This window comes from Ruegeria sediminis (assembly GCF_005938215.1).
GTDB classification, from domain to species: Bacteria; Pseudomonadota; Alphaproteobacteria; order Rhodobacterales; family Rhodobacteraceae; genus Ruegeria; species Ruegeria sediminis.
The window spans coordinates 276,068-298,969 of record NZ_VCPD01000005.1 but is presented as its reverse complement, the minus strand read 5'-3'; the positions used below and the strand labels follow the sequence as shown (position 1 = coordinate 298,969).

The following is a 22,902-nucleotide window of genomic DNA, read 5'->3' as shown; positions in this document are numbered from 1 at the left end:
GCTTCGTTATAGGCCGGCCAGTTCCTGGTCTTGTAGGTCGGGGGTGGAGGTCTGCTCATACTGCCCAGCTACCATGCTGGATTCACGAGATGAATCCCTCACAGGATTTGTGCAACAGAGCCCTCTGGGATGAGAACCGCCGACGCCTCCTGACCTTTGCGGAAGCCCGAGCGCTTTTCGCCTGAGGCTTTTGCGGCATGGCCGAAGGACAAGGACCGTCTCTCATGCTCGGCGTATCTGCGATACAATGCGGAAGTTCCTCTCGACCGGAAAAGGCGGACTCGTCCCGTGATCGACAACTATGAAAGCCTGCCCCATGAGACCGCAGACGTCGTAACTAAGCCCTTCGCACGCTTCCTGAAGATCGAAGCGGCAGCAGGCGGGCTCCTGCTTCTGGCGGTTCTGCTGGCTTTGGCGATGGCAAACTCACCTTGGCAAGTGGCCTTCCTGGGTTTCTGGGAGACTTCCATTGGCCTGACATTCGGATCGTTGGATTTTACCCGCTCCCTGCGCCACTGGATCAACGACGGACTGATGACCCTCTTTTTCTTTGTTCTTTCCTTGGAGCTCAAGAGAGGGATCATTCTGGGCGAATTGAGAGATCCGCGACAGGCCGCGCTGCCCTTTGCAGCCGCGGTGGGCGGCATGGTGGTGCCAGTCGCGTTGTATCTGACGCTGATGTCCGGAAAGCCCGGGATGCACGGCTGGGGAACCGTGATGGCAACCGATACGGCGTTCGTGATCGGCTGCCTTGCGCTTTTTGGAAGCCGGATCCCGCCCACCTTGCGTCTATTCCTGCTCTCGCTGGCAATTTTCGATGATGTCGGCGCAATACTCGTGGTCGCACTTGGATATGGGAAAGCGCTGACTTGGTCAGCGCTCGGGTTGGGCCTGCTGGGAATTGGCATCGTTGCAGGCGCCTCGCGCCTCGGTATCAGAAGCGTTCCGGTCTATTTCTTTCTGGGAGCGGCAGTCTGGCTGTGTTTTGATGCATCCGGCGTCCACGCGACCATCGCCGGTGTCATACTGGGCCTTATGACACCTACCCGAATTTGGGTGAGCGATGTTCGCCTGCGCGCGATCTTGGGGCGTGTACTCGCTGCTCCGGCCGGCGATCATCGGCAAGGGGATGCTGCAGGCCAGCGTGATCTCCGTGAGGCGGGCCGAGCGCTCACGGAATCCCTGTCGCCGGTCGAACGCCTTGAGATGATGCTGCACCCTTGGGTCGGCTTTGCAATCATGCCAATCTTCGCGCTGGCAAATGGTGGTGTCACGATTGACGGTGCCGATTTTGGCCAACCGGTCTCCTTGGCGATTATTGTCAGCCTTGTATTGGGAAAACCGATCGGCGTCCTCGGGTTCAGCTGGCTTGCGGTCCGCTCAGGCCTTGCGGTGCTCGCGCCCGGCCTGACATGGCCCTTTATCATCGCCGGCTCGTTTCTCACGGGAACCGGTTTCACGATGTCGCTGTTCATCGCGGGCTTGGCCTTTAACCAGACAACGCTGGACGCCTCAAAGCTCGGAATTCTTTCGGGATCAGCTACAGCCGCGATAATCGGGGTACTCATACTGGTCTGGCTGACACTCCGTACGGCGCGGACAAGCGGTACCACTGGCGCTGGCAATCAAGGCCGCGAGACCTAGAACGGGAAGAATATCGGGATCGCGCCGACCACCGCTAAACCGACGACAAGATTCATCGGAATGCCAATCCTGAGGAAATCGGAAAATCTGTAGTTCCCTGCTGCGTATACCAAGGTGTTGGTCTGGTAGCCGACCGGGGTTGCGAAGCTCGCACTCGCACCGAACATCACTGCGACGACAAACGGGCGCGGGTCGACGCCAAGCTGGTCGGCAAGGCCGATCGCGAGCGGTGTCACCACGACAGCCACTGCGTTGTTGGTGACGGCTTCTGTCAGCACCGACGACAACAGGTAAATCGCGGCAAGCGTCACAATTGGAGGCAGTCCTTCCAGTGCCGGCGTCAGGCTCTCGACGATAAGGCTTACTGCTCCGGCATTCTGCAAGCCCATCCCGACGATCAGCATCGAGAAGATGAGCACTAGGATGCCGGCGTCGATCGAGTTCCATGCCTCGATGTTGTCGATGCACCGGAGCACCAGGATGGCAGCGACCGCGACCAGTGCAAGCACGCTGATCTCGGCAATCCCCGTGGCGGCAAGTGCCACGACCGAGAACAGCGCGATCAGAGCAAGAGGCGCTTTCCCGCGTCGGAACGCGCGGCCGCCCGCACCCGTGATCGCGGCAAGATCGCCCGCCTCAGTCATCCGAGCAAAGCCTTCGGAAGTGCCTTCCAGAAGCAACGTGTCAGCCGGACGCAGAAGTGCGGTCGACAGATCGGGTCCAAGCATTTCCCCATGCCGGTGGGCGCCAAGAATGCGCATGCCGTACCGATGCCCCATGGTAAGCTGGGCAATTCGCACGCCACGGCTTCGGCGCGACAACGTCACGATAGCCTGGGCGACGATCAGGTCGGAAGAATCCTCGGGTGCTGGCCCCTGACGCAACCCAACTTCGATCCCGGCAAGCTTCCTGAGGGTGAGCAGTTCCGATGTTGCTACCTTGGCAATTACCCTGTCGCCAAGTTCAAGTACGTGCTCACTCAACCCTTCGCGCTTCACAACAGACCGCGCACGGATGCCGACGATCTCAATGCCCTGCCGATTCAGGTCGGCGATTTCGTCGATGCGTCGACCAATGCCCGGATAGTCCCCTTTCGGGCGTAATTCCGTTAGAAAGGTTGCTTCATCGTCTGCGCCCTGTCCTGCAAGATCCTTACGGTCAGGCAATAGGACTGGACCCAGCGAGAACAGCGCCAAACCACCTGTGGCCGCGGCCACCAAGCCGACGGGGGTTATCTCGAATATTGAAAACGGCTCCATTCCAGATGCCTGGGTCACACCGTCCACCAGTAGGTTGGTCGATGTGCCGATCAACGTACAAGTTCCACCCAGAACCGCCATGTAGGATAGTGGGATCAACAGGCGCGTCGCAGCAAAGCCTAGGCTCTGCGCCAAACGGATGGCCACCGGGATCAGGACGATGACGACAGGCGTGTTATTCATCAAACCTGAGGCGACAAGCGTAGCCAAGAGAAACGCCGCGGTGCCCGCAATTGGCCTATTGCTCGCCGCAGCAACAACCCGGTTCGCAAGCGCGTCGAGAAGCCCGGTCCTGACCAGCGCACCGCTGATGACGAACATCGCGGCGATCGTGATTGGCGCAGGATTTGAAAATGCCGCCAGAACTTCTCTAGTGGGGACGAAACCGAAGACGATAAACAGCGCGGCAGCTCCCGCTGCAGTTACGTCTGGATCGAAGCGCTCGGAAAGAAACGCAGCAAACAAGAGGAGAACGACTGCGAGCGCGAGATAGGGTTCATAGCCGGAAATGAGGTCGATCGGCGCATACTCCGTGTCTAGCATGGGATCCACGTCGCAGCTGCGATTGTTATTTGAAAGCACCGCGGGGTTCAACTTTAGCGTTGTCCCGCCAGTTCAGCAGCAATGAAACAGGACTCCGAGACTGGCCCCTATTATCCAACAGGCCTCCTCAAAACTTACACGCGAATTTACTAGGGGTCTGGTGGCGAAATGTCAGAGTATCAGCAGTACTGCCGCAACACATTCTCCGTCAACCACAAGAAAGCCCAGAGCGCTTCCTGCAGGTGGCTGGTTTTGGCGCAGACGATTGCCGATCTGAGCGTGCGCGTCGGGCGATGGACGAAACTTGTCCGAACGGTTTCCCCCGCCCAAGGTTCGACCACCTCGCACCTCTCCCAAAAAGATCCCATCCCCGCTATCTGCCTTGGCAAATCTCCGTCTGTTTCAGCAGACCTTCTGGCAGGCGTATCACACGCATAGAACGCACAAACTCGTTGGGCCGGGAACCGTGTCTTGCGGCAGTTGCGTGAAAACGGGCTTGTCACGTTCCGCGCCGGCAATGCGACATATGAGAACTATGATAGCCTGATCACGTCGGCAGAGTTCGGTACGGTCTTTTTATGGATCAGGTCGGGCCGTTCCTGACATGAGTCGGGCCTTGCGCCGACGTGCGGCCCAGCAAATTAATCAAGCGCCGAGCGTCACGCGAGCGCCTGCTTCGCCGCGCCGAGTTCCTTGTTCATCTCTGTATGTTTCTTTGCCGTCCGCGCCTTTTCTGCGGCTCGGTAATGTCTCAGCGCCGCATCCTTTTTGGGCCCGGCAGGAGCCTTGTCGCAGGCGGACTTGATGCCGGTCATTGTCAACGCCGGACTCTCTGTTTCGGGTTTCATCCAGTTGCCTTTCATAGATTTCCCAGAAAAAAGAAGCGCGAGATGCCTGCCGACGTTTTAGAGGATCGGCACACACAGCGCGCTTCTTAGATACTCGGAACGAACACACCGGCAAGAATCCGACCGGCTCTGATCACCTAGCCAACTTCCAGTCCCATTCGCACTGACGCAGGTTAGCGTGGATTTCTGTAGTGAGACGGGTCTTGTCATGTGTGGACGTACTTGGACCCCGCCTGATTGCAAGGGTTTGGTTGGGTCCGGTTCGGTGATCACGATTGCTGACGCATATCCGGCTTCTCTGAGCGGCCCGATGTATCGTCGCAGCGAGCACCGAAGGGCTTTCGCGCGCTTCTCCCTCATCGGCTCCAAGTGTCGCGTTGCCCTTAGAAGGGCTCTGCCTCAATCTGTGTGGCGTAGCTAAGCTCATCCGACCAGCGTCGCTTGCCGTCACGACCGACCATAATCTCGTGGCCCGCAACGGACTCCAAACGTAGTTCCCGACGGACTCCCATGATTACCTCCTGTCAAATCCAAATTCCGCAGCGGACTCGCAGTTCAAACAGCCGTCAGGAAGGTGGGGTTGGGATCCCCCTTTCGGATTTCTTCGCGGCGCACCATCGTAAATCGAGTCGCCAGTCCCCATATAGATAGTACCGATGCCAAGCATCCCGGTCCGACATGGACGAGGAGTTGGCGCCGGCCAATCAAAGGATCGATGACATGTCCTTCAAGGACCTGACCGCCAGGGCCGCGGCCGCAATGAAGCCGAAGCCTACGAAGACCGCGAAGACCGCTGACAAGGAAAACGAGCCCAAGTCCACCGGCACTGAAGCACCAGCGAAATCCAAGACATCGTGAGACGGGCACCGGCCACGCGCCCCATTCTTGACGGGCGCGCGGACCACCCGCAGCATCAAGGGAGAGGATCACACCAATGGAAGATCTGACGAGCAAGACCGTTGCGGTTTTTTCCCGGCCGTTCACCGTTCCAGGCTTTGACGAGACGCTCCCGGCGGGAGAGTACGAGATAGAAACGGAGTTGGTATCACCCCCGGGTCAACAGGATCCTGCAGCTTGGAAAGCCTCCGTCCTGGTGAAGCTTCATCCACAGATATCGCATCCAGGGCTTGCGCGGACTCTGACCGTTTCCCTTGCCGACCTGGACCATGCACGCGCCAGGGACAAGCTGACGGGCAGGACGTTGTCCGACTTCTGCCTAGAGGAAATGCTGGCTGATCCGATGGTACGTCTCGTAATGAAGGCCGACGGTGTCTCCGAGGCTCATCTGCGACATCTCTACTCCGGGCTTCGGGACGCCTGATCCCATCTTGAATGTGGCGACTCGGCCCGATCACCGCATCTCCGTTGCTCAAACCCCTAAATCTGTCCGATGGGTGCTGACGTCAGACAGTTATGAGCCTGAGAGACAGATGAAACGATTGGTTTGAGCATGCCCCGCTTCTCTGGACCTGCAACAGTTTTCCAGAATTCGACATTTCCCAAAGAAGGCAAGCCACGCCGCTCTCACCCATATGTCCCAACGACGGCCGTCGGGTGTGGTTGACTCAACCATGTGAGGAATTGCGAGAGGCTGTCGACCTGGTCGTCGTGTTTGCCGTTTGGAAACAGGGTGATTTCGCGCTGGAAGGTGGAGAGCCACTGGGCGTTTTTTGGAATCACGATCTTTCCACTTTCAATGAGCGGCGTGACGCCCAGCAGCCGGGTGGCTTTGTCGAGCTTGGGCAGCATTCCGATGATATTGAGTTGCGTGCTGCTCCTGAGATCCTGGATCAGCTGGATGCCGGACCCAGCCTCCTCAATCAGGATCTGAATTGCTGACCAGGCTTGCGCCAGGCCTATGATCTTTCGGCGCAGGTCGGGAAACTCCAGCTTTTCCCGGTTCACGTCCAAAAGCCAGGCGCTATCGCCCCGAACCAGCCAGGTGGTGCAGACCGAGTAGTCACTTGCTTCATCTGCCTTGGAAGCCGTGTCCCAGCTCTGCACGATGCGATCGCCGGGCTGAAGCGTCGGCGCGACATCATAGTCCCGGAACCACTCCCATTTCACGATCCCGCCTCCCCGCGGCGCCGGCCGTTGCTGGTATTGCGCGGCAAAGACGTACGAGCCCAGCTCCTCGCGGCGGCGCTCCAGAAGATCGCGGGGCAAGCGATCTGGATGCAGCAGATCGCCTTCGACGCGGCGCTTGGTTCCGCTCCGACCCAGGTCGATCTCGACCGCCTCCTCGGCAATGGCCGGCAGATCAAGATGGACCCAGCCCCCCTGCTCAAGCAGCATGCCAGCCAGATCCCCCTCATGTATCCGCTGCTGGATCAGCACAATCGGCCCGTGCCGGGGATCATCAAGGCGGCTCAGAAGGGTGGACCTGTACCATTCGAGAACGGCATTCCGCCTGACCTCCGATCCGGCATCCTCGGGCTTGTGTGGATCATCGAGCAGGATGATGGCGCCGCCGCGACCGGTCAGGGTGCCACCAACCGATGTCGAGAACCGGCCACCGCCGCGGGTGGTTTCAAAATCGCTGCGCGCGCCCCTGCCCCGCGAAATTCGCGTTGCCGGAAAGCAGGCGCGATACCAAGGCGCCTCGATCACCTTCAGGCAATCGAGCGCCAGCTTCTCCGAAAGGCCTTCGGCATATGATACGGCCAGAACCCGCAGGCTCGGATCGTGCCCCAACAGCCAGGCCGGGAAGGCCACAGAGGCCGCGATCGATTTCAGCGACCGCGGCGGCATAGTGATGACCAGGCGCGTATTCTTGCCCTGGGCAACCTGTTCCAGCGCATGCGCGATGGCATCGATATGCCAGTTGTGCTGGTACCTACTGCCCGGATTGACTGTCGCAAAGCTGCGCTCAATGAAGCTGGACAGGTCCTTGCGCAACAGAGCATTGAGCAAGGCGGCGCGATTGACATCAGCCGTCATTTTCCCCCTCCTCTCCGTCGGGCTTCTGGACACCGGTCACCGTCCGTGCCAGCAGACCCGCTTCGAAGCGCTGGAGAATGACGTCTTCTGCCTCGGTCAGGATGCGCTCAGCGGATTGCGCCTCTTTCTCCTCGGAGCGCTGCTGCGCCAGGATCACCAGCCGATCCAGCGCTTTTTGATCCCCTTGAAGCGCTTTTTCCCGCAACCGCATAAGTGCCGCTTGCTGGCTCGACACCGTTTTGTATTGCCCATTTTCCTTGATCGGCACCCTGGCCTCCAGAACCTCGTCCAGATCCGCGTTGAAGTTGCGACTGCCTTTTTTGCGCCCGTTTGGATTGCCGGACCGTCCCTTCTGGAAGCGGGTCTGTCTTGGTGGCTTGCCGTAGCCGACTTCATAGTTTCGCTTGCCGCTCATTGCCCGGCCTCCTGCGTCAGTTCCCGTTCCAGCGACGCAAGCGTCCGTCGGTCATTGGCCCGTACAGGCTCCTTGCCCGTTTCATCCCGCCAGCGCCTGAGCGCGACGTCGACATAGGCCGGATCGATCTCCAGACCTCGGGTTACACGCCCGCAGCGTTCCGCCGCTATCAGCGTGGAGCCGCTTCCAAGGAAGGGATCGAGAACGATGTCGCCGCGCTTCGTGACATCGAGAATGGCGTCCTTGATCATCGCTACAGGCTTGGGTGTCGGGTGGGCTTGCAGCTCTTCCATCCGTCCTGCACGGAACGTGTTCACGCCGGGGTAGCTCCACAGGTTGGTCCGGTTGCGGCCGTATTTGCCGAGCTGGACATTGTTTTGATGCTGCCCCTGGCCCTTTCGGAAGACGCAGATCAACTCGTGCTGAGAGCGGTAGAGCGACCCCAGGCCGGCATTTGTTTTTGCCCAGACACACAAGTTGAGCCAGGCATCGAACGCCTGCAGTCCGGCGACATGCATCTCCGGCAGATGCCGCCAATCGATGCAGGCATACCAGACGGCCCCGTCCCGGCTGTGCTTGGCCCCAAGACCAAGGGCTTCACCCAGAAAGCAGGTAAACTCTTGCGGACTCATTTCACCTGCGGCCTCGGCGAACTCGCGGTGCTGCACCCGACCGTTGCCGCAGACATGACCCGAAATCGGGACGTTATAGGGCGGATCCGTGAAGCCCATGTCCGCGACCTCATCATCCATAAGCGCCGCATAGTCAGACGGCTTCCGGGCATCGCCACAGAGCACACGGTGCTGGCCCAAGAACCAGAGATCGCCGCGCTGTGTGATGAGAGGTTGGTCCCGGTCCGGTACGGGCGCAATCTCCGCGTCACTCTCCCCATCAGGCTCTGACCCTCCGATAATCAGGTCGATCTCGGCCGTTTCAAAGCCGGTGACATCGATGTCGAAGTTGAGCTCCATCTCGGACAGGTCCGCCAGTTCAATGGCCAGCAGGTCCAGGTCCCAACCGGCGTTGTCGGCGATCTTGTTGTCTGCCAGCATGAGCGTCCGCTTTTCCGGTGCGGAAAGATGCGTCACACGGATCGCCGGAACTTCGTCCAGGCCAATCTGCTTTGCGGCCTGCAAGCGGCCATGTCCGGCGATCACGACATTGTCTTCGTCGATCAAGACCGGATTGGTGAAGCCGAACTGGCGAATGCTCGCGGCAATCTGGTCAAGCTGTTTTCTGTCGTGAGTCCGCGCGTTGCGTGGCGAAGGGACGAGATTTTTGGTGGCGATGGTTTCAAGATTTGCCGGCATGGCTTTCTCCTATGAAGAGGACAAACGCAAAGACCCACCGGGCGACAAGGCCAGGCGGGTCCAATCGATGTGTCGATGCGTTTTGGGGTCAGGGTTGTGTAATCGCCCCAGGCATCCGGTGCGGAGCCAATCAAACTGCGTCGGAGCGGTAGTCCGCAGCATCCAGAATGTGGGGCAACAAAAAACCCCCAGGCTCCGGGCGCAAGGGGGTCTTGCCTAAATTGTCAAGCGGAGCTCCAAGTGTCAATATTTTTCTATATCAAGCCTTCTGTTGGCACCAAAACCTCCGGATTTTGATAACTTTAGATCAATTTGAGGTCAAACCTGCTCCCGCCACGATATATGGGCTGAGGAAGCGCTGGACTGTGCGGGCAAAGAGAGCGTCAGTGTCCTTGCCTGGAGCAAAGGAGACAGTTGATGGACATTGCCACATTGCATCGCTTGCCGCGGGAAGCACTTCTGGATTCCTGGCGCGACCTGTTCGGGGCACCCCCGCCCAAAGGGCTGAGCGCCCCCTTTCTGCGCCGCTTCATCGCCTTCGAGCTTCAGGCACGCCAGTATGGTGGCTTGCCAAAGGATTTCCTGACCCAGCTGGCACGGCAGGGGCGCGGCGCCCCGAGACAACCTGCCCTGAAGCCGGGTGGGCGACTGTTGCGGGAGTGGAATGGAACTACGCATGTCGTGGATGTCCGCGAGGACGGCTATCTCTGGAACGGTCAGATCTGGCGCTCGCTCTCGGCCATCGCCTGTGAGATCACCGGGGCCCATTGGTCCGGACCACGTTTCTTCGGCCTCAACGGCAAGGCCGGAGCATGAACACACCCCGCATCCGCTGCGCCATCTACACCCGCAAATCCTCTGAAGACGGCCTCGATCAGGACTTCAATTCACTCGATGCGCAATTCGAAGCCTGTGCGGCCTATGTCGCCAGTCAGCGCCACGAGGGTTGGAAACTGCTGCCTGACCGCTATGACGACGGCGGTCTCTCCGGCGGCACCCTCGAGCGCCCGGCCCTGCAGCGCCTGCTTGCTGGCATTCAGGCCGGTCATATCGACATGATCGTGGTCTACAAAATCGACCGCCTGACCCGATCCCTGAGCGACTTCTCTAAAATCGTCGACTGCCTCGATGCCGTCGGAGCGTCTTTTGTCTCGGTGACACAGGCCTTCAACACCGCCACCAGCATGGGTCGGTTGACGCTCAACATGCTCCTCTCTTTTGCCCAGTTCGAGCGTGAGGTCACAGCCGAGCGCATAAGGGACAAGATCGCAGCCTCCAAGAAGAAGGGGCTCTGGATGGGGGGCAACGTTCCCTTGGGCTACGATCGTCATCCTGACCCCAACATCCGGGAACTTGTGGTCAACGCCGTGGAGGCCAAGACCGTCAAAACGCTGTTTCGCCTATATGACGAGATGCGCTGCCTGAGACGTGTTGTGGCGGAGGCAAGCCGTCTCGGGTTGCGCTCCAAACGTCGTTCCCATTCCTCGGGGCGTGTCCAGGGCGGAAACCCCCTTTCGCGTGGCCAGATCCACTATCTGTTGCGCAATCCAACCTATCTCGGGTTGATCCGCCACAAGCAAAAGACCTGGCCTGGTCAGCATCCAGCCATTGTCGATACCGATCTCTGGCATCGGGTGCAGGCCAGACTGCAGGCGGCAAGCGCCAAACCACGCGGCAGAGGGGTGGCCGCGGACCGCAAGGGCGATCCCGCGGCAACCTCTCTCCTCACCGGCAAGTTCCGAGACGACACCGGCGACTTGCTGACGCCGACCCACACAACGCGTCATGGCCGACGCCTGCGTTACTACGTCTCCAACCGGCTGATCTCCGGCGGACCCGATCCCACCGGCTGGCGGCTTCCAGCCCCCGCCTTTGAGACCGTGGTCACCAAGGTTGTTGCGAACCATTTGCAGCATTGCGCCAAACACCACCAACTGCTTTCCACACCGGATCTGCGCATTGCCGGCGACTTGGACATACAAGTTGGTAATCTGATCACCGCGCTGGGATCCGCACGCGGCAGAACCCTTCCAGACCTGATCGCTGCCGGGCAACTCGACATCGGCAACATCCGCATAGACCTGAATCCGTTGTTTCTTGCAAAGGCCCTCGACATCGCAGCCGACGACATTTGTGCCGAAGCTACGACGATCACCGCCGCGTTCTCGCTCCGTCGTCGCGGTGTCGAGTTGAAGATCTTCACGGGCGAGAGGGATCCGCATCCCGATCCGGTCATGTTAAGAACCCTGGCCAAGGCCCATCGCTGGGCACAGGCCCTTCGCACTGGCACGCCCTTGCATGACCTGGCCCGGCGCGAGCACGTCTCGGAAAGCTATCTTCGCACCCGCGCCCAACTCGCCTTCCTGTCGCCCTCCATACAGCAGGCCATCCTTGCGGGGCGCCAGCCGACCGGGCTAACCGTGAAAAGACTCATTGCCGGCGGTGTTCCTCTCGACTGGGCTGAACAGGATCGAAAATACAACTTCCGGGCCCCCAGCCCCCTTCCCTGACCCGGCCAAAACATACCCTGTTCCGGCAAATCCATTCCCTGCTCCGCGTTTCAAATTCCCTGCTCTTTTCCGAGCAGGGAAATGGCTTGCAACCAGCTGAAAATGCGCGGCAATTCCGCCCCAAAATCAGCCAATTCGGCCCAAAACGGCTCGAAAACGAAAAATTCCCTGCAGATTCCCTGATAAACAGGGAAAACCGAACCCCGAATTACCCCCAACAGAGACAACCGGGAAAAATCACGAAAACCACAGGAAAACGAGTGTCTCTTGCGGGCAAGGCAACTCACATACCCCCGAGAAATCGCACAAATTCACGCGGCGAAAAGACTTCCAAACAGAGACATTTGTGGGTGGCGGTGCTGTCAGACAGATTCTAACCAGTCTCGGCAAGGGCAGGATTGCTGTCCCTTATGCCGCGCAGAGGTGCTGTCAGACAGATTCTAACCAGTCTCGGCAAGGGCAGGATTGCTGTCCCTTATGCCGTGCAGAGATTGCGCCACTCGGTGAGAGCAGCGGCGCGGTTTTGCTTGAAGTTGGCTCGGGAGGTGAGGCTGCGTTCCTGATTGAAATGATTGTAGACGGAAGCGTGAACGGCGGCGAATTTCTGCAAACTTCGCATCCGCCGAAAGCGCAACATCGCCCGTTCCCGTCGTCGAAATGGTAAGTGTGAATTCTCAGCACGGTTGTTCAACCAGCGCCCCGTTTCCCGGCGATGGCCAGCGTCGATTTCCTTCAGGGCGGCGCCATAGGATCTGAGTCTGTCGGTCACGATCACTTCGGGGCGGCCGTGCCTTTTCATTGCTTTTCTTAGGAATTTCAGCGCAGCTTTCTTGTCACGCCTCTTCGTAACGAAGCTTTCCAGTACTTCGCCTTCGTGATCCACTGCTCGCCATAGGTAATGGCGTTCGCCATTGATCTTCACGAACATCTCGTCGAGGTGCCAGCGCCAGCGGCTCGAACGCATGCCTTCGGTCCGCCGTTTCCGGATCTCGGCGGCGAACATCGGGCCAAACCTGTGCCACCAAAACCGAACGGCCTCGTGGCTCACGTCGATGCCCCGCTCGTGTAGCAAATCTTCCACGTTCCGGAGCGACAGCGGGAACCGAACATACAGCATCACCGCCAGCCGGATGATCTCGGGGCTGGTTTTGAAATAGCGAAACGGGGATAGTTTGGTCATGGCTAGACGCTACAAATCCGCCCCACCCGTCTCAAGCCGGTTTATCTGACAATGCCAAATCGCCCGTTATCAGGGAAAATCCGTCCAAAGCGATCCCGCCAAAACGCCCAACTGAGACGCCCGCCAGAACCGTGCCCTGGGTGTGCTTGCTGGATCGTCTCTAATGGACAACAGGTCCGGCAACCCGCTGGAATTGCGGGACAATTCCGGGACAAAAAACACTACTGAAGTGAGACAGGCATGGCTGGCGGAGAGACAGGGATTCGAACCCTGGAGACGGTTTCCCGCCTACACACTTTCCAGGCGTGCGCCTTCGACCACTCGGCCACCTCTCCGTGCCGGGGTTATTTGGACGATCGGGGCGGGATTTGCAAGGGGTGTTTGCACCCCATCAGTCATCCAGATGCAGATAGACCCTGCGGTTCTGCTTGCCCTTTTTCTCGATCTTTCCCAAGCGGATGCGCCCGATCTCGCTGGTGCGGGAGACATGCGTGCCGCCACATGGCTGGAGGTCGACCTGATCCGTGCCGGCGCCGATTCTGATCAACCTCACCCTGCCCGACCCGCGAGGCGGCGAGACCGACATCGTCTTGACCAACCCCGGGTTGGCATCCAGTTCCGCGTCGGTGATCCAATCCTCGGTCACCGGCAGATCCTTGTCGATCAGGGCCTGCAGTTGCATCTGCAGCGCCTCCTTGTCCTCGGGCGCCTCGGGCATGTTGAAGTCGAGCCGCCCCTTGTCGGGACCGATCGAACCGCCGGAAACCTCCAGCGGGATGACCACGGACAGCAGATGCAGCGCGGTATGAACGCGCATGTGGCCGTTGCGGCGAACCCAGTCCAGTTGTTGCGAAACCTGCGTCCCGACCGGCGGCAAGGTGCTGCCTTCGGCGGCGACAAGGGCAATCTCGTCGCCCTGCCCCTTGACGGTCGTCACCACGTCCAGCGCGCCGCCGCCCCATTCCAGCCGGCCGCCGTCGCCGGGTTGCCCGCCGCCGGTCGGGTAGAAGAGGCTGCGGTCCAGGATCACGCCTCCGTCCTCGGTGTGGCCGATGACGATACCCGTCGCCTCGCGCATGTAGGCGTCGTCGCGAAACAGCATCTCGGTTTTCATCTTGCGTCTCCCTCCCCGTCGGCATCCAGATCCGCCTCGGTCATCTGCGCAGGCTCGGATGACGGCGGCGCGGAAGGCGGCGGCGTTTCGGGCTTCGACTCGGGGCCAGCCCCCCCAAATGCCTCGGGGTTGCGGATCCAGATGTCGCGCTGGGCGAACGGGATCTCGATTCCCTCCTCCGAGAAGCGTCGATAGATCTCGTGGTTCATGTCGGATTTCACCGACAGAACCCAGTTCACGTCGCGCAGGATCGCGCGAATCTCGAAGTCCAGAGAATCCGCGCCGAACCCCTGGAACACGACGCTTGGGGCGGGGTTCGCCAGCACCATCGGATGCTCGTTGGCGATTTCGCCAAGGATGGTCTCGACCTTGCGCGTATCCGTCCCATAGGCGACGCCGACCGGCACGATCACGCGGCCCACGGTGTTGCCGCGCGTGTAGTTGGTGACGACGCCGCTGATCAGGTCCGAGTTCGGCACGATCACGTCGGTCCGGTCGAAGGTCTCGATCCGGGTCGAGCGAACGGAAATGTCGCGGACATAGCCCATCATCCCGTTCACGTCGATCCAGTCGCCCTTGGAGATCGGCCGTTCGATCAACAGGATGATGCCCGAGACGAAGTTCGACACGATGGTCTGCAGGCCGAAACCGATACCGACGGAAAGCGCACCGGCGACGATGGCCAGCGACGACAGATCGAAACCGGCCACCGTGATGGCGACCAGCGCGGCCACGAAGATGCCGACATAGCCCGTTCCGGCCACGATCGCGTTCTGCCCGCCGGGGTCGATCTTGGTCCGCGGCAACAGGGAACTGCGCAGGCTTCCCTGAACCAGCCGGGTCAGAACGTATCCGATTGCGAAGACGGCAACGAATGTCAGGAAATTGGTCGGCGAAATCGTCACGCCGCCGATATCGAACCCCTGCAGCAGGCGCGACCACAGCTCCAGCAGGTTCGCCTCGCGCGCGCCCCAGTAGATCGCCATGATCGGAAGCGCAACAAGTGCCAGCGCAAAGCCGACCAGAACGTAGAACAGGGAATCTCGCGCGGCCTCTCCCTTTCCGGTGATCCAGCCGTAGACGCTGCCGACGAACCTCTGGAATATGACCAGCGCAGCAATAAGCGCGAGGGTCTTGACCGTCGGATAGACGATGGCCTCGGCGGCGTTGGAATAGCCGAGCATCGCCAGAACCGGGGACGCGAGACCGAGGATGACAAGGCCGCGCCTGATGGTTTCGACGATCTGGTTGAATCCGGCGGCCCGCATGGACGGCCTGACGTCGGCGTCGTCATCCGGTTCATCCCGCTGCCGGATCTGCCTGATCCGCAGCAGCAGGACAGCCGTCGCCAGAATGAGCGGAAATCCGACAACCGCCCGGGTGGCGTCCGAGACGTTTTCGATCTGCTCGAACTGGACGGCCATACCGTGCAGCACGAGCATCACGGCGAGAAGGTCGATATGGACCCGCAATTCCGAAATCTGCGCGGCCGACAGACGCTGGAACCTGTTTGCTTCGCCGATCAGGTACAGCTGGCGGCCGATCCAGTCGAAGTAGAGAATTGTCGCCGCCCAAAGCGGGATCTGTTCCAGCAGCAATGTGCCGCGTAGTCCAAGTATGCCCGTCAGGCTCACCGCAGCAACCAGCGCCACGACGCCGAACCACGGAAGCACGATCCGGAACAGCGAAACGACGAAGGACCAGACCCCGGTTCCTCCGCCTCCCAAAGCCCGGAGATAGTCGCCCACCCGCTCGGACCAACGCCTGCCCCGCCAGATCAGGACGATCGCAACCAGCACAAGCGCAAGGATCGCGGGCGCGCGGTCCCGCATCTGTTCCTGCGCGATGTCCGTCTTGAAATTGGTCCGTATCTCGTTCGTCAGCGACTGCCCGGCCTCTTTCACGTCCGTCCACGCTTCGGGCCAGTAAAGCGGGTTGAGCGGAGTCGGTCCGCGCTCAAGCAGCAGCTTGGTCTGCCTGTCCCGAATGATCCGGTCTATCTCGCCGATCAGGCCGTTGGCCCGGTTATAGGCCTCTTCGGCGATGATCCGGGGCACGCGCAGCTTGTCGAGTTGATCCTCCAGATGCGCGCGCAAGGCGGCGATGTCCGGCGGCTCCTCGGCTCCGTCCTCGGGCTTTGGCCCCAAGGCATCAAGCTGGCTTTCCAGCGTCTTGATCCTGTCGGTGTTGGCTTTGCGCGCCTTGTTGAAGATGTCGCGGTAGTCGCTGATCTCCGAGCGCAGCTTGTCCATTGCCGCGTTCGACGCACGGTCGGCCTTGACGACCTCTTCGGCCCTGTCCGCGGTTTTCAGCCATTCCTTGTAATAGTCGCTCTGCGCTTCCGACAACTGGGCCGAGGCGATGCTGCCCAGGCCCAGCAACAGGACGGCGAGCGCCGCATACAGGAAATGGCCGAGGCGCGGCATCAGACGTCCTCGAAGACGCCGGGAATGCTGCGCGGGGCCTCGGTCATCCAGCCGGGCACCGGCAATTCCTTTTCGCGAAGAAAGTCGGGGTTGAACAGCTTGGACTGATAGCGGGTACCATAGTCGCACAGCACCGTGACGATGGTGTGGCCCGGCCCCATGTCCTTGGCCATGCGAACCGCGCCCGCGATGTTGATCGCGGTCGAGCCGCCCATGACCAGCCCCTCCTCGCGCAGAAGGTCAAAGATGTAAGGCAGCGCCTCGTTGTCGCTGATCTGGTACGAGAAGTCCGGCGTGAACCCTTCCAGGTTCTTGGTGATCCGCACCTGTCCGATGCCCTCGGCGATCGAGCTGCCCTCCATCGCCAGTTCCCCGGTCGTGTAGTAGGAATACAGCGCCGCCCCCATCGGATCGGCCAACCCCATCTTGACGCCCTTGGGCTGCAGCGCCTCGGCCACTCCCGCCAGCGTACCGCCCGAGCCGACCGCGCAAATGAAGCCGCTCACCTTGCCTTCGGTCTGTTCCCAGATCTCGGGCCCCGTGGTCTCCACATGCGACTGCCGGTTGGCTACATTGTCGAACTGGTTGGCCCAGATGGCGCCGTTGGGCTCGGTCCGGGCCAGTTCCTCGGCCAGCCGGCGGGAATAATGCACGAAGTTGTTGGGGTTGCGATAGGGCGCGGCGGGCACCTGCACCAGTTGGGCGCCGGCAAGCCGCAGCATGTCCTTTTTCTCTTCCGACTGCGTTTCGGGGATCACGATGACGGTCTTGAACCCCATCGACGCCCCGACCAGCGCCAGTCCGATGCCCGTGTTGCCAGCGGTTCCCTCGACGATGGTTCCGCCCGGCTTCAGGTCTCCGCGCGCCATTGCGTCCCGGATGATGTACAGCGCCGCCCGATCCTTGACCGACTGACCCGGGTTCATGAATTCGGCCTTGCCGAGAATCTCGCACCCGGTTTCTTCGCTGACGCGGCGCAGCCGGATCAGAGGTGTTTTGCCAACGGCGTCCGCCAGATCGCGTGCAATGCGCATGGTGCCCTCTTCGTGTTCTGTTCGGGGGCCAGATGTACATTCGCCCCGCAGCAAGCTCAAGCAGTCATGGCACGTCCGCCGCGGATCACGCCTGCCCGCGCAGCCGGTCCCTGTGCCGCGCCAGCCAATGGGCCAGCGTCAAAAGTTGCAGGCTCTTGATCCTGTTGCCATCCACCCACTGCATGAATTCTTCGAAAGGCAGGATATGGCTGCGTATATCCTCTCCTTCCCCGTCCACACCGCCGTTCGTCACCGTCCCGGTCAGATCGCCCAGACCGACAAAAAGATGAACATATTCGGTCGACGACCCGCACGAAGAATAGGCCCCGCCCGCGAATTCAAGCCTCTGCAATTCGACATGCGCCTCTTCGACGGCTTCGCGAAAGGCGGTGGTCTCGGGCGATTCTCCGGGGTCGATCATGCCGGCCACGGCCTCCCAGGTCCAAGGGTCGGGATCGCCGATCATGTAGACCGGGGCGCGAAACTGTTCGATCAGCAGAACGGTGTCCCGCACCGGATCATAGGGCAGCACCACGGCCGCCTGTCCGTTCGTCAGCGCGTTGCGGTTCAGCACCGGCCCCATCGAGCCGTCATGCTGCCGGTGCTGCAGTTCGACCTCGTCCAGGCCGAAATAGTCCACATAGGCATGATGGCGGCGATGAACGATCACATCCCGGGCCACGTCTCGAGTGTTGCCCCGCGCACGGCTCCGCGCCGCGATGCGGGCCCAGGCGCGCATCCGGATGGCGGGAAAGCTGCGGGCGATCCGCTGCGCATCCACGCGTCCATAGAACGACATGACCTCTTCTGCGGCAATCAGCGTAAGCTCCCCCCACGCCTCGGCCCAGGCCTCCAGGGACCAGGGCTCTCCCGGTTGCCAAAGACCGGGTTCCGGGAAGAAAACCTCCGCCTCGGCCCGCGAACCGTCCGGCAGCGTCAGTGTGCGCGTCGCGAGATCGTAGTCGAATCCTCCCTCATAGTATTCTAGTCGGGCAATATCCTCGGCATTCAGCCCGCGCACCAGCAGCCCGTCGGCCTGCTGGCCGGGCGACTCAAGGATCATCGGAAAGGCCTGGTCCTGCACGGCATGAACCGCATGATCGACAAGCTTGGCGGGCGTCAGGTCGATTTCCGCCGCCGGCCGCCCAAGAACCAGTTCCAGCAACGGCGCAAAACGCAGGGTTCCGTAGAAAAACAGGGTGCTCACGAAATTCAGGCTTTCCTTGCAGGTCCGGCCTCAGCGCCACCGGCGCCAGGCCGCTTCGGTTGCGAGGCCCGACAGGACGGCGCCGACCAGCAGCGTCACGATGATATGCGGCTCAAGCAGGACCTTCCCGAATTCCACACCGATCTGAAAGATCGCAAGCAACGCTTCGAACGGCCCGTCATACCGGTGGCGCATCGCGAGGGTGAACATTTCGTTGCACCCCTGCACGAAAAGCCCCCAGAACACCATCGCGGCCATGCCGGTGAGACCGTTGTTGATGGCCGCGGTGGTCCCCTTTCCGGCGCGCTTGCCCATGACGATCCAGCCGCAGACAAGCCCCAACCCGATGTTCACAAAGGTGAAGTAACCGAAATTGGTCCCTTCGGGGCTAAGATCGATGACCTGTCCGGAAACGATGAAGGCCAGCAGCGCAAGACAGCAGGCGGCGACTAGTCGTGTGGCTGTGGGCATTCGGGTCTTCCGGCGTTAACTTGGTCTGGCAACTGTGATCTGTGTCACATCACAGTTGCCGCTGTCAAAGGCGGCGCCGCATGAGGTCAGATAAAAATTCCACATGCGGCGGAAACGCTCATCGAACCCGATTTCCGCGATCTGGTCCCACTTGTCGTTGAAGGTCTCGTACCAGCGGCGCAGGGTCAGATCATAGCTCTTGCCGAATTCCTTGGACCGGATGAAATCCAGCCCGGACCGCTCGATCTGTTGCCGCAGGATCCTGGGCGCGGGCAGCATGCCGCCGGGAAAGATGTACTTCTGGATGAAATCGACCCCGTTCCTGTAGATCTCCCACCGCCTGTCCGCCACCGTGATGATCTGCAACGTGGCCCGCGCGCCGGGCTTCAGCCTGTCCCGGACGGTCTCGAAATAGACGGGCCAGTATTTCTGCCCCACGGCCTCGAACATTTCGATCGAGGCGATGCCGTCATACGATCCCCGTTCGTCGCGGTAATCCTGCAGCTTGAACTCGACACGATCCGAAAGATTAGCTTTTTCAATCCGTTGCCTGGCATAGCTGAACTGCTCCTGACTGATGGTCAGGCCGGTCACCCGCAACCCGCGCTCCTTGGCGGCATATTCCGCAAACCCGCCCCAGCCGCAGCCGATTTCAAGAATGTGATCGCCGGGCTGGGCGCCCATCTGGTCGATCAGGCTGGCGTATTTCGCGGTCTGCGCCTTTTCCAGACTCTCCTGCCCGGTCTCGAACAGGGCGCTGGAATAGGTCATCGTGTCGTCCAGCCAGAGACCGTAGAAATCGTTCCCCAGATCATAGTGGTACGAGATGTTCCTCTTGGCCTGCTGCCTGTGATTGCGATGCAGCCAGAATCTCAGCCGTTCATAGGCGCGGATCAGCATCTGGCCGGGAAAATCGTCATAAACCGTTTCGCTTTCCAGATTCACCAGGTCCATAAAGGCGCGCAGGTCCGGTGTGCTCCACTCTCCTTCGACATAGGCGTCGGAAAAGCCCAGATCGCCTTCCCGCACCAGCCGCGCGAACACGTCGTCGTCATGAACGTCGACCCGCGCCACCGGCCCCGGCTTCGGACCCTCGGCGCGGAACACCCGCCCGTCGGGCAAGGCGATGTCCAGCCGCCCGGCCTCCATCCGGCCAAGCATCTTCATCACCTGGGCGAAATACCGAGGCAGGTTGGCCTGCCCATCCGTCGTCGTCAGGATCATCCGCTCTCCCCTATGCGGCAGCAGTTTCAGGCTAGGCGCAGAATTGGTTTCTGGCAAGTTTTCAGTTTGTTACCCGCCATCTGCGGCTTTCGTAGGCCGACAAGGCGACCCGCCGTCCCTCATCCAGACCGACGACCGGACGCGGGTATTCCGCATCCGGGCGCAACCCCCAGCTTTCGGGCACGGCGTCGAAATAGCTCAGCGCCGTTTCCGGCGGCGCATCCTGACCTTCCGCGATCCAGCGTCGGCGATAGGCTCCGTCCGGATCGAACTTCTTGGCCTGCGTCTCGGGATTGAAGATCCGGAAATAGGGGGCGGCGTCCGGCCCCGATCCCGCCACCCACTGCCAGCCCATCGCGTTCGCAGCCGGGTCCCAGTCGATCAGGCAGTCGGCGAACCAGTCCAGCCCGATTTTCCAATGCGTCATCAGATGCTTGGTAAGGTAACTTGCGACGATCATCCGGGTCCGGTTGTGCATCCGTCCGGTCACGTACATTTCGCGCAATCCGGCATCGACCATGGGAATGCCTGTCCCGGCCTGCCGCCATGCGGCCACGTTCGGATGATCGGCGTCGGTGTTCCATGGAAAATCATCCCATTCCGGCCTCCAGTTGCCGTTGAGCAGCGAAGGGGAATGGTACATCAGGTGATATGAGAACTCGCGCCAGACAAGCTGCCGCAAGAAAGCCTCGGCACCGGGTGCTCCGGTTTCCCTTGCGCGCATTCCGGCATGCCAGACCGTTCGCGGACCTATCTCTCCAAGCGACAGGTACTCGGAAAGGCCCGAGGTCACCGCAAGATCAGGTCTGTCCCGCAAGTCTTTATATCGGTTCACATTTTTATCAACGAAGTGGTCAAGCGCCGCACGGGCCGCAGCCTCTCCCGGCTGTACGTGCGGCCTCAGAACGCTCGCCCCCCGGCGCATTTCGCTGCCGAGCGCCCAATCGCCAGGGTCCTCGGTCCGAGGCCAGGTTTCCGGCGGGATCAGACGGCTTGGTTCCGTCGATGCCTCCGGCACTTCCTGGCTCCGCACCGCCCGCCAATAGGGTGAATACACCTTGAAAGGCCCGCCCGCTTTCGTCGCCACGGTCCAGGGTTCGAACAGAAGATGTCCGGGGGATGAGGCAACCTCGATCCCATCCTCCTTCAGCGCCGCCTTGATCCGCTTGTCCCGCTCGATCGACGCCGGGTCATAGGCGCGTGTCCAATGGACCGAACCCGCCCCCGTTTCGTCAACCAGATCGCGCAGCACCTCCAACGCTTTGCCCTTTCGCAGGATCAGCCGGCTACCGCGCGCGTGGAGTGCGCATGCAAACGCGTCAAGCCCAAGCCCCAACCGCCATTTCGGCGCGGCGCCAAGCGCCTCCACCACCTCGTCGCGGATGAAAACCGAGATCACCGGCCTGCCCGTGGCGGCGGCCGCCGCAAGGCCCGGATGGTCGGACAGGCGCAAGTCGCGCCGGAACCAGAAAATGATGGGTGCGTTATCCGCTTTCATCCGTGCCTCTCGTCTTTTCCCGCGATACGGCGCGGCAACGACAACGGATCACAAAACGCGGTCAAGCGCCCCAAGCAGCTGGTCCATCTCCGCCTCCGAGGTGTAATGCGTAAAGCTCAGCCGCAGCACGCCTTTTTCAGGATTGACGCCCATGGCCTGCAACGGCCGGACGGCATAGAAATCGCCGCCGCCCGCCATGATCCCGAACTTGGCAAGCTCGGCCGCAACAGGCTCGGCCGGCTGGGAAAGCGACAAGGCCACCGTCGACGCCCGCCGGTTCGCGTCCGAGGGGCCGATCAGCCGCACCTCGTTCCGGTCCTTAACCGCGTCCAGCAGCGGCTGCAGCAGCTTGACCTCATGCGCCCGCATCAGGTCATGCACGAACGCTCCGCGCTCGGCGGCGCCCGAGGTCGGTCCGCCGTGGTGGTCGCACAGCAGATCCACGTAATCCGCCATGCCCGCGCTTGCAGCGATCTGCGCATGATCCGGACCCGCGGGCGTGAACCGCTTGTAAAGCACGTCTCCATTGAAGAAATGCGCCTGGTTCGGCAGCAATTCTCCAAGATTTCGGCGGATCACCATGCAGCCCTGATGGGGGCCATAGGTCTTGTAGGACGAGAACAGGTAGACGTCCGGGCCAAGATCACCGACATTCGGAAACCCGTGCGGCGCATAGGACACCCCGTCCACGCAGACGAAGGCGCCTGCGGCATGAGCGATGGCCGTGATCTCGGTCACCGGGTTGATCTCGCCCACGACGTTCGAGCAATGGGGAAAGCACACCAGCCGGACCCTCTCGTCCAGCAGTTCCTCGAGGTCCAGCGGATCGAGCGCGCCTGTATCCGGGTCGATCTTCCACTCGCGTATCTCGATCCCGTCCCCGGCCAAGCGCCGCCACGGGCCCGAATTGGCCTCGTGATCCTGGTTGGTGACCACGATCGCCTCGCCGGGCTGCAGCCAGCCGCGGAAGGCCTGCGCCAGAACATAGGTGTTCTGCGTCGTTGATGGACCAAAGCTCAGTTCGTCGGTCGCAACGCCCAGCAGCGCCGCCATTCGCGCGCGGGCCTCGTCCATTTCCTCGCCGCCCAGACGGCTGGCCTCGTAGGGCGAATAAGGCTGAACCTTGCGCTGGGTGTAGAACCGGGTCAGGCGGTCGATCACCGGCTTGCAAGTGTAGGACCCGCCCGCGTTCTCGAAGAACGCCTGCCCCTGCAGCGTCGGTGCGGCGAAAGCCGGGAACTGGGCCCGAACGAAGTCTATGTCCAAGGTGCTCATGACG

Annotated in this window: 19 protein-coding genes and 1 tRNA gene; 5 read left to right on the top strand and 15 right to left on the bottom strand. The window is 61.1% G+C overall.

Features of this window, described 5'->3' with window-relative positions:
• Positions 1-288 precede the first annotated feature (288 nt).
• The gene (gene nhaA / locus FGK63_RS15645; protein ID WP_138843909.1) at positions 289-1,644 is read left to right on the top strand and encodes a Na+/H+ antiporter NhaA; all 1,356 of its coding nucleotides are present in this window, start codon (positions 289-291) and stop codon (positions 1,642-1,644) included.
• On the opposite strand, the gene FGK63_RS15640 is transcribed toward nhaA, so the two are convergent.
• Both FGK63_RS15640 and FGK63_RS15635 read right to left on the bottom strand, forming a co-directional pair.
• A complete protein-coding gene (locus tag FGK63_RS15640; RefSeq protein ID WP_138843907.1) occupies positions 1,641-3,446 on the bottom strand; it encodes an SLC13 family permease in 1,806 nt (601 codons plus the stop codon). The genes nhaA and FGK63_RS15640 overlap by 4 nt on opposite strands.
• A 659-nt stretch (positions 3,447-4,105) precedes the next feature.
• Entirely contained in the window at positions 4,106-4,261 is a 156-nt protein-coding gene (locus FGK63_RS15635; protein WP_246044051.1) for a hypothetical protein, read from the bottom strand.
• Between the two features lie 753 nt (positions 4,262-5,014).
• On the opposite strand from FGK63_RS15635, the gene FGK63_RS20805 reads away from it, so the two are divergent.
• The gene (locus tag FGK63_RS20805; RefSeq protein ID WP_171052671.1) at positions 5,015-5,152 is read left to right on the top strand and encodes a hypothetical protein; all 138 of its coding nucleotides are present in this window, start codon (positions 5,015-5,017) and stop codon (positions 5,150-5,152) included.
• A gap of 76 nt (positions 5,153-5,228) precedes the next feature.
• Positions 5,229-5,615, top strand: a complete 387-nt coding sequence (locus FGK63_RS15630) for a hypothetical protein (protein WP_138843905.1) — start codon at positions 5,229-5,231, stop codon at positions 5,613-5,615.
• Positions 5,616-5,818: 203 nt separating this feature from the next.
• Here FGK63_RS15630 and terL read toward each other — a convergent pair whose 3' ends face one another.
• The 3 genes from terL to FGK63_RS15615 are packed head-to-tail and all read right to left on the bottom strand — an operon-like array spanning position 5,819 to position 8,959.
• Positions 5,819-7,234, bottom strand: coding sequence for a phage terminase large subunit (gene terL / locus FGK63_RS15625; RefSeq protein ID WP_138843903.1), 1,416 nt, complete (start codon positions 7,232-7,234; stop codon positions 5,819-5,821).
• Positions 7,224-7,649 (bottom strand): DUF5681 domain-containing protein, encoded by a 426-nt coding sequence (locus FGK63_RS15620; protein WP_138843901.1) that lies wholly within the window; start codon positions 7,647-7,649, stop codon positions 7,224-7,226. Before FGK63_RS15620 ends, terL begins: the two co-directional genes overlap by 11 nt.
• Positions 7,646-8,959, bottom strand: a complete 1,314-nt coding sequence (locus FGK63_RS15615) for a site-specific DNA-methyltransferase (protein ID WP_138843899.1) — start codon at positions 8,957-8,959, stop codon at positions 7,646-7,648. The genes FGK63_RS15620 and FGK63_RS15615 overlap by 4 nt, the downstream gene beginning before the upstream one ends.
• A 417-nt stretch (positions 8,960-9,376) precedes the next feature.
• On the opposite strand from FGK63_RS15615, the gene FGK63_RS15610 reads away from it, so the two are divergent.
• The gene (locus FGK63_RS15610) at positions 9,377-9,775 is read left to right on the top strand and encodes a DUF2924 domain-containing protein (protein ID WP_138843897.1); all 399 of its coding nucleotides are present in this window, start codon (positions 9,377-9,379) and stop codon (positions 9,773-9,775) included.
• Positions 9,772-11,469, top strand: a complete 1,698-nt coding sequence (locus tag FGK63_RS15605; RefSeq protein ID WP_138843895.1) for a recombinase family protein — start codon at positions 9,772-9,774, stop codon at positions 11,467-11,469. The genes FGK63_RS15610 and FGK63_RS15605 overlap by 4 nt, the downstream gene beginning before the upstream one ends.
• A 475-nt stretch (positions 11,470-11,944) precedes the next feature.
• Here the strand turns inward: FGK63_RS15605 and FGK63_RS15600 are convergent, their stop codons facing one another.
• From FGK63_RS15600 to FGK63_RS15555, 10 genes are all read right to left on the bottom strand, one after another.
• Positions 11,945-12,649: an IS6 family transposase gene (locus FGK63_RS15600; protein ID WP_138843893.1), complete on the bottom strand. Its 705-nt coding sequence runs from the start codon at positions 12,647-12,649 to the stop codon at positions 11,945-11,947.
• Positions 12,650-12,894: 245 nt separating this feature from the next.
• Positions 12,895-12,984 (bottom strand) — tRNA-Ser (locus FGK63_RS15595).
• Positions 12,985-13,040: 56 nt separating this feature from the next.
• Positions 13,041-13,763, bottom strand: a complete 723-nt coding sequence (locus FGK63_RS15590) for an alanyl-tRNA editing protein (protein ID WP_138843891.1) — start codon at positions 13,761-13,763, stop codon at positions 13,041-13,043.
• Positions 13,760-16,189, bottom strand: coding sequence for a DUF3772 domain-containing protein (locus FGK63_RS15585; protein ID WP_138843889.1), 2,430 nt, complete (start codon positions 16,187-16,189; stop codon positions 13,760-13,762). The genes FGK63_RS15590 and FGK63_RS15585 overlap by 4 nt, the downstream gene beginning before the upstream one ends.
• Positions 16,189-17,223, bottom strand: a complete 1,035-nt coding sequence (locus FGK63_RS15580; RefSeq protein ID WP_138843888.1) for a cysteine synthase A — start codon at positions 17,221-17,223, stop codon at positions 16,189-16,191. Before FGK63_RS15580 ends, FGK63_RS15585 begins: the two co-directional genes overlap by 1 nt.
• Positions 17,224-17,308: 85 nt before the next feature.
• Positions 17,309-18,430, bottom strand: a complete 1,122-nt coding sequence (locus FGK63_RS15575) for an NUDIX domain-containing protein (protein ID WP_138843885.1) — start codon at positions 18,428-18,430, stop codon at positions 17,309-17,311.
• A gap of 30 nt (positions 18,431-18,460) precedes the next feature.
• Entirely contained in the window at positions 18,461-18,901 is a 441-nt protein-coding gene (locus tag FGK63_RS15570; protein WP_138843883.1) for a TrgA family protein, read from the bottom strand.
• A 15-nt stretch (positions 18,902-18,916) separates the two neighbouring features.
• Entirely contained in the window at positions 18,917-20,125 is a 1,209-nt protein-coding gene (locus FGK63_RS15565) for an SAM-dependent methyltransferase (protein ID WP_138843881.1), read from the bottom strand.
• A gap of 61 nt (positions 20,126-20,186) precedes the next feature.
• A complete protein-coding gene (locus FGK63_RS15560) occupies positions 20,187-21,623 on the bottom strand; it encodes a cryptochrome/photolyase family protein (protein ID WP_138843879.1) in 1,437 nt (478 codons plus the stop codon).
• Between the two features lie 48 nt (positions 21,624-21,671).
• Positions 21,672-22,898: an aminotransferase class V-fold PLP-dependent enzyme gene (locus FGK63_RS15555; protein WP_138843877.1), complete on the bottom strand. Its 1,227-nt coding sequence runs from the start codon at positions 22,896-22,898 to the stop codon at positions 21,672-21,674.
• Positions 22,899-22,902 lie beyond the last annotated feature (4 nt).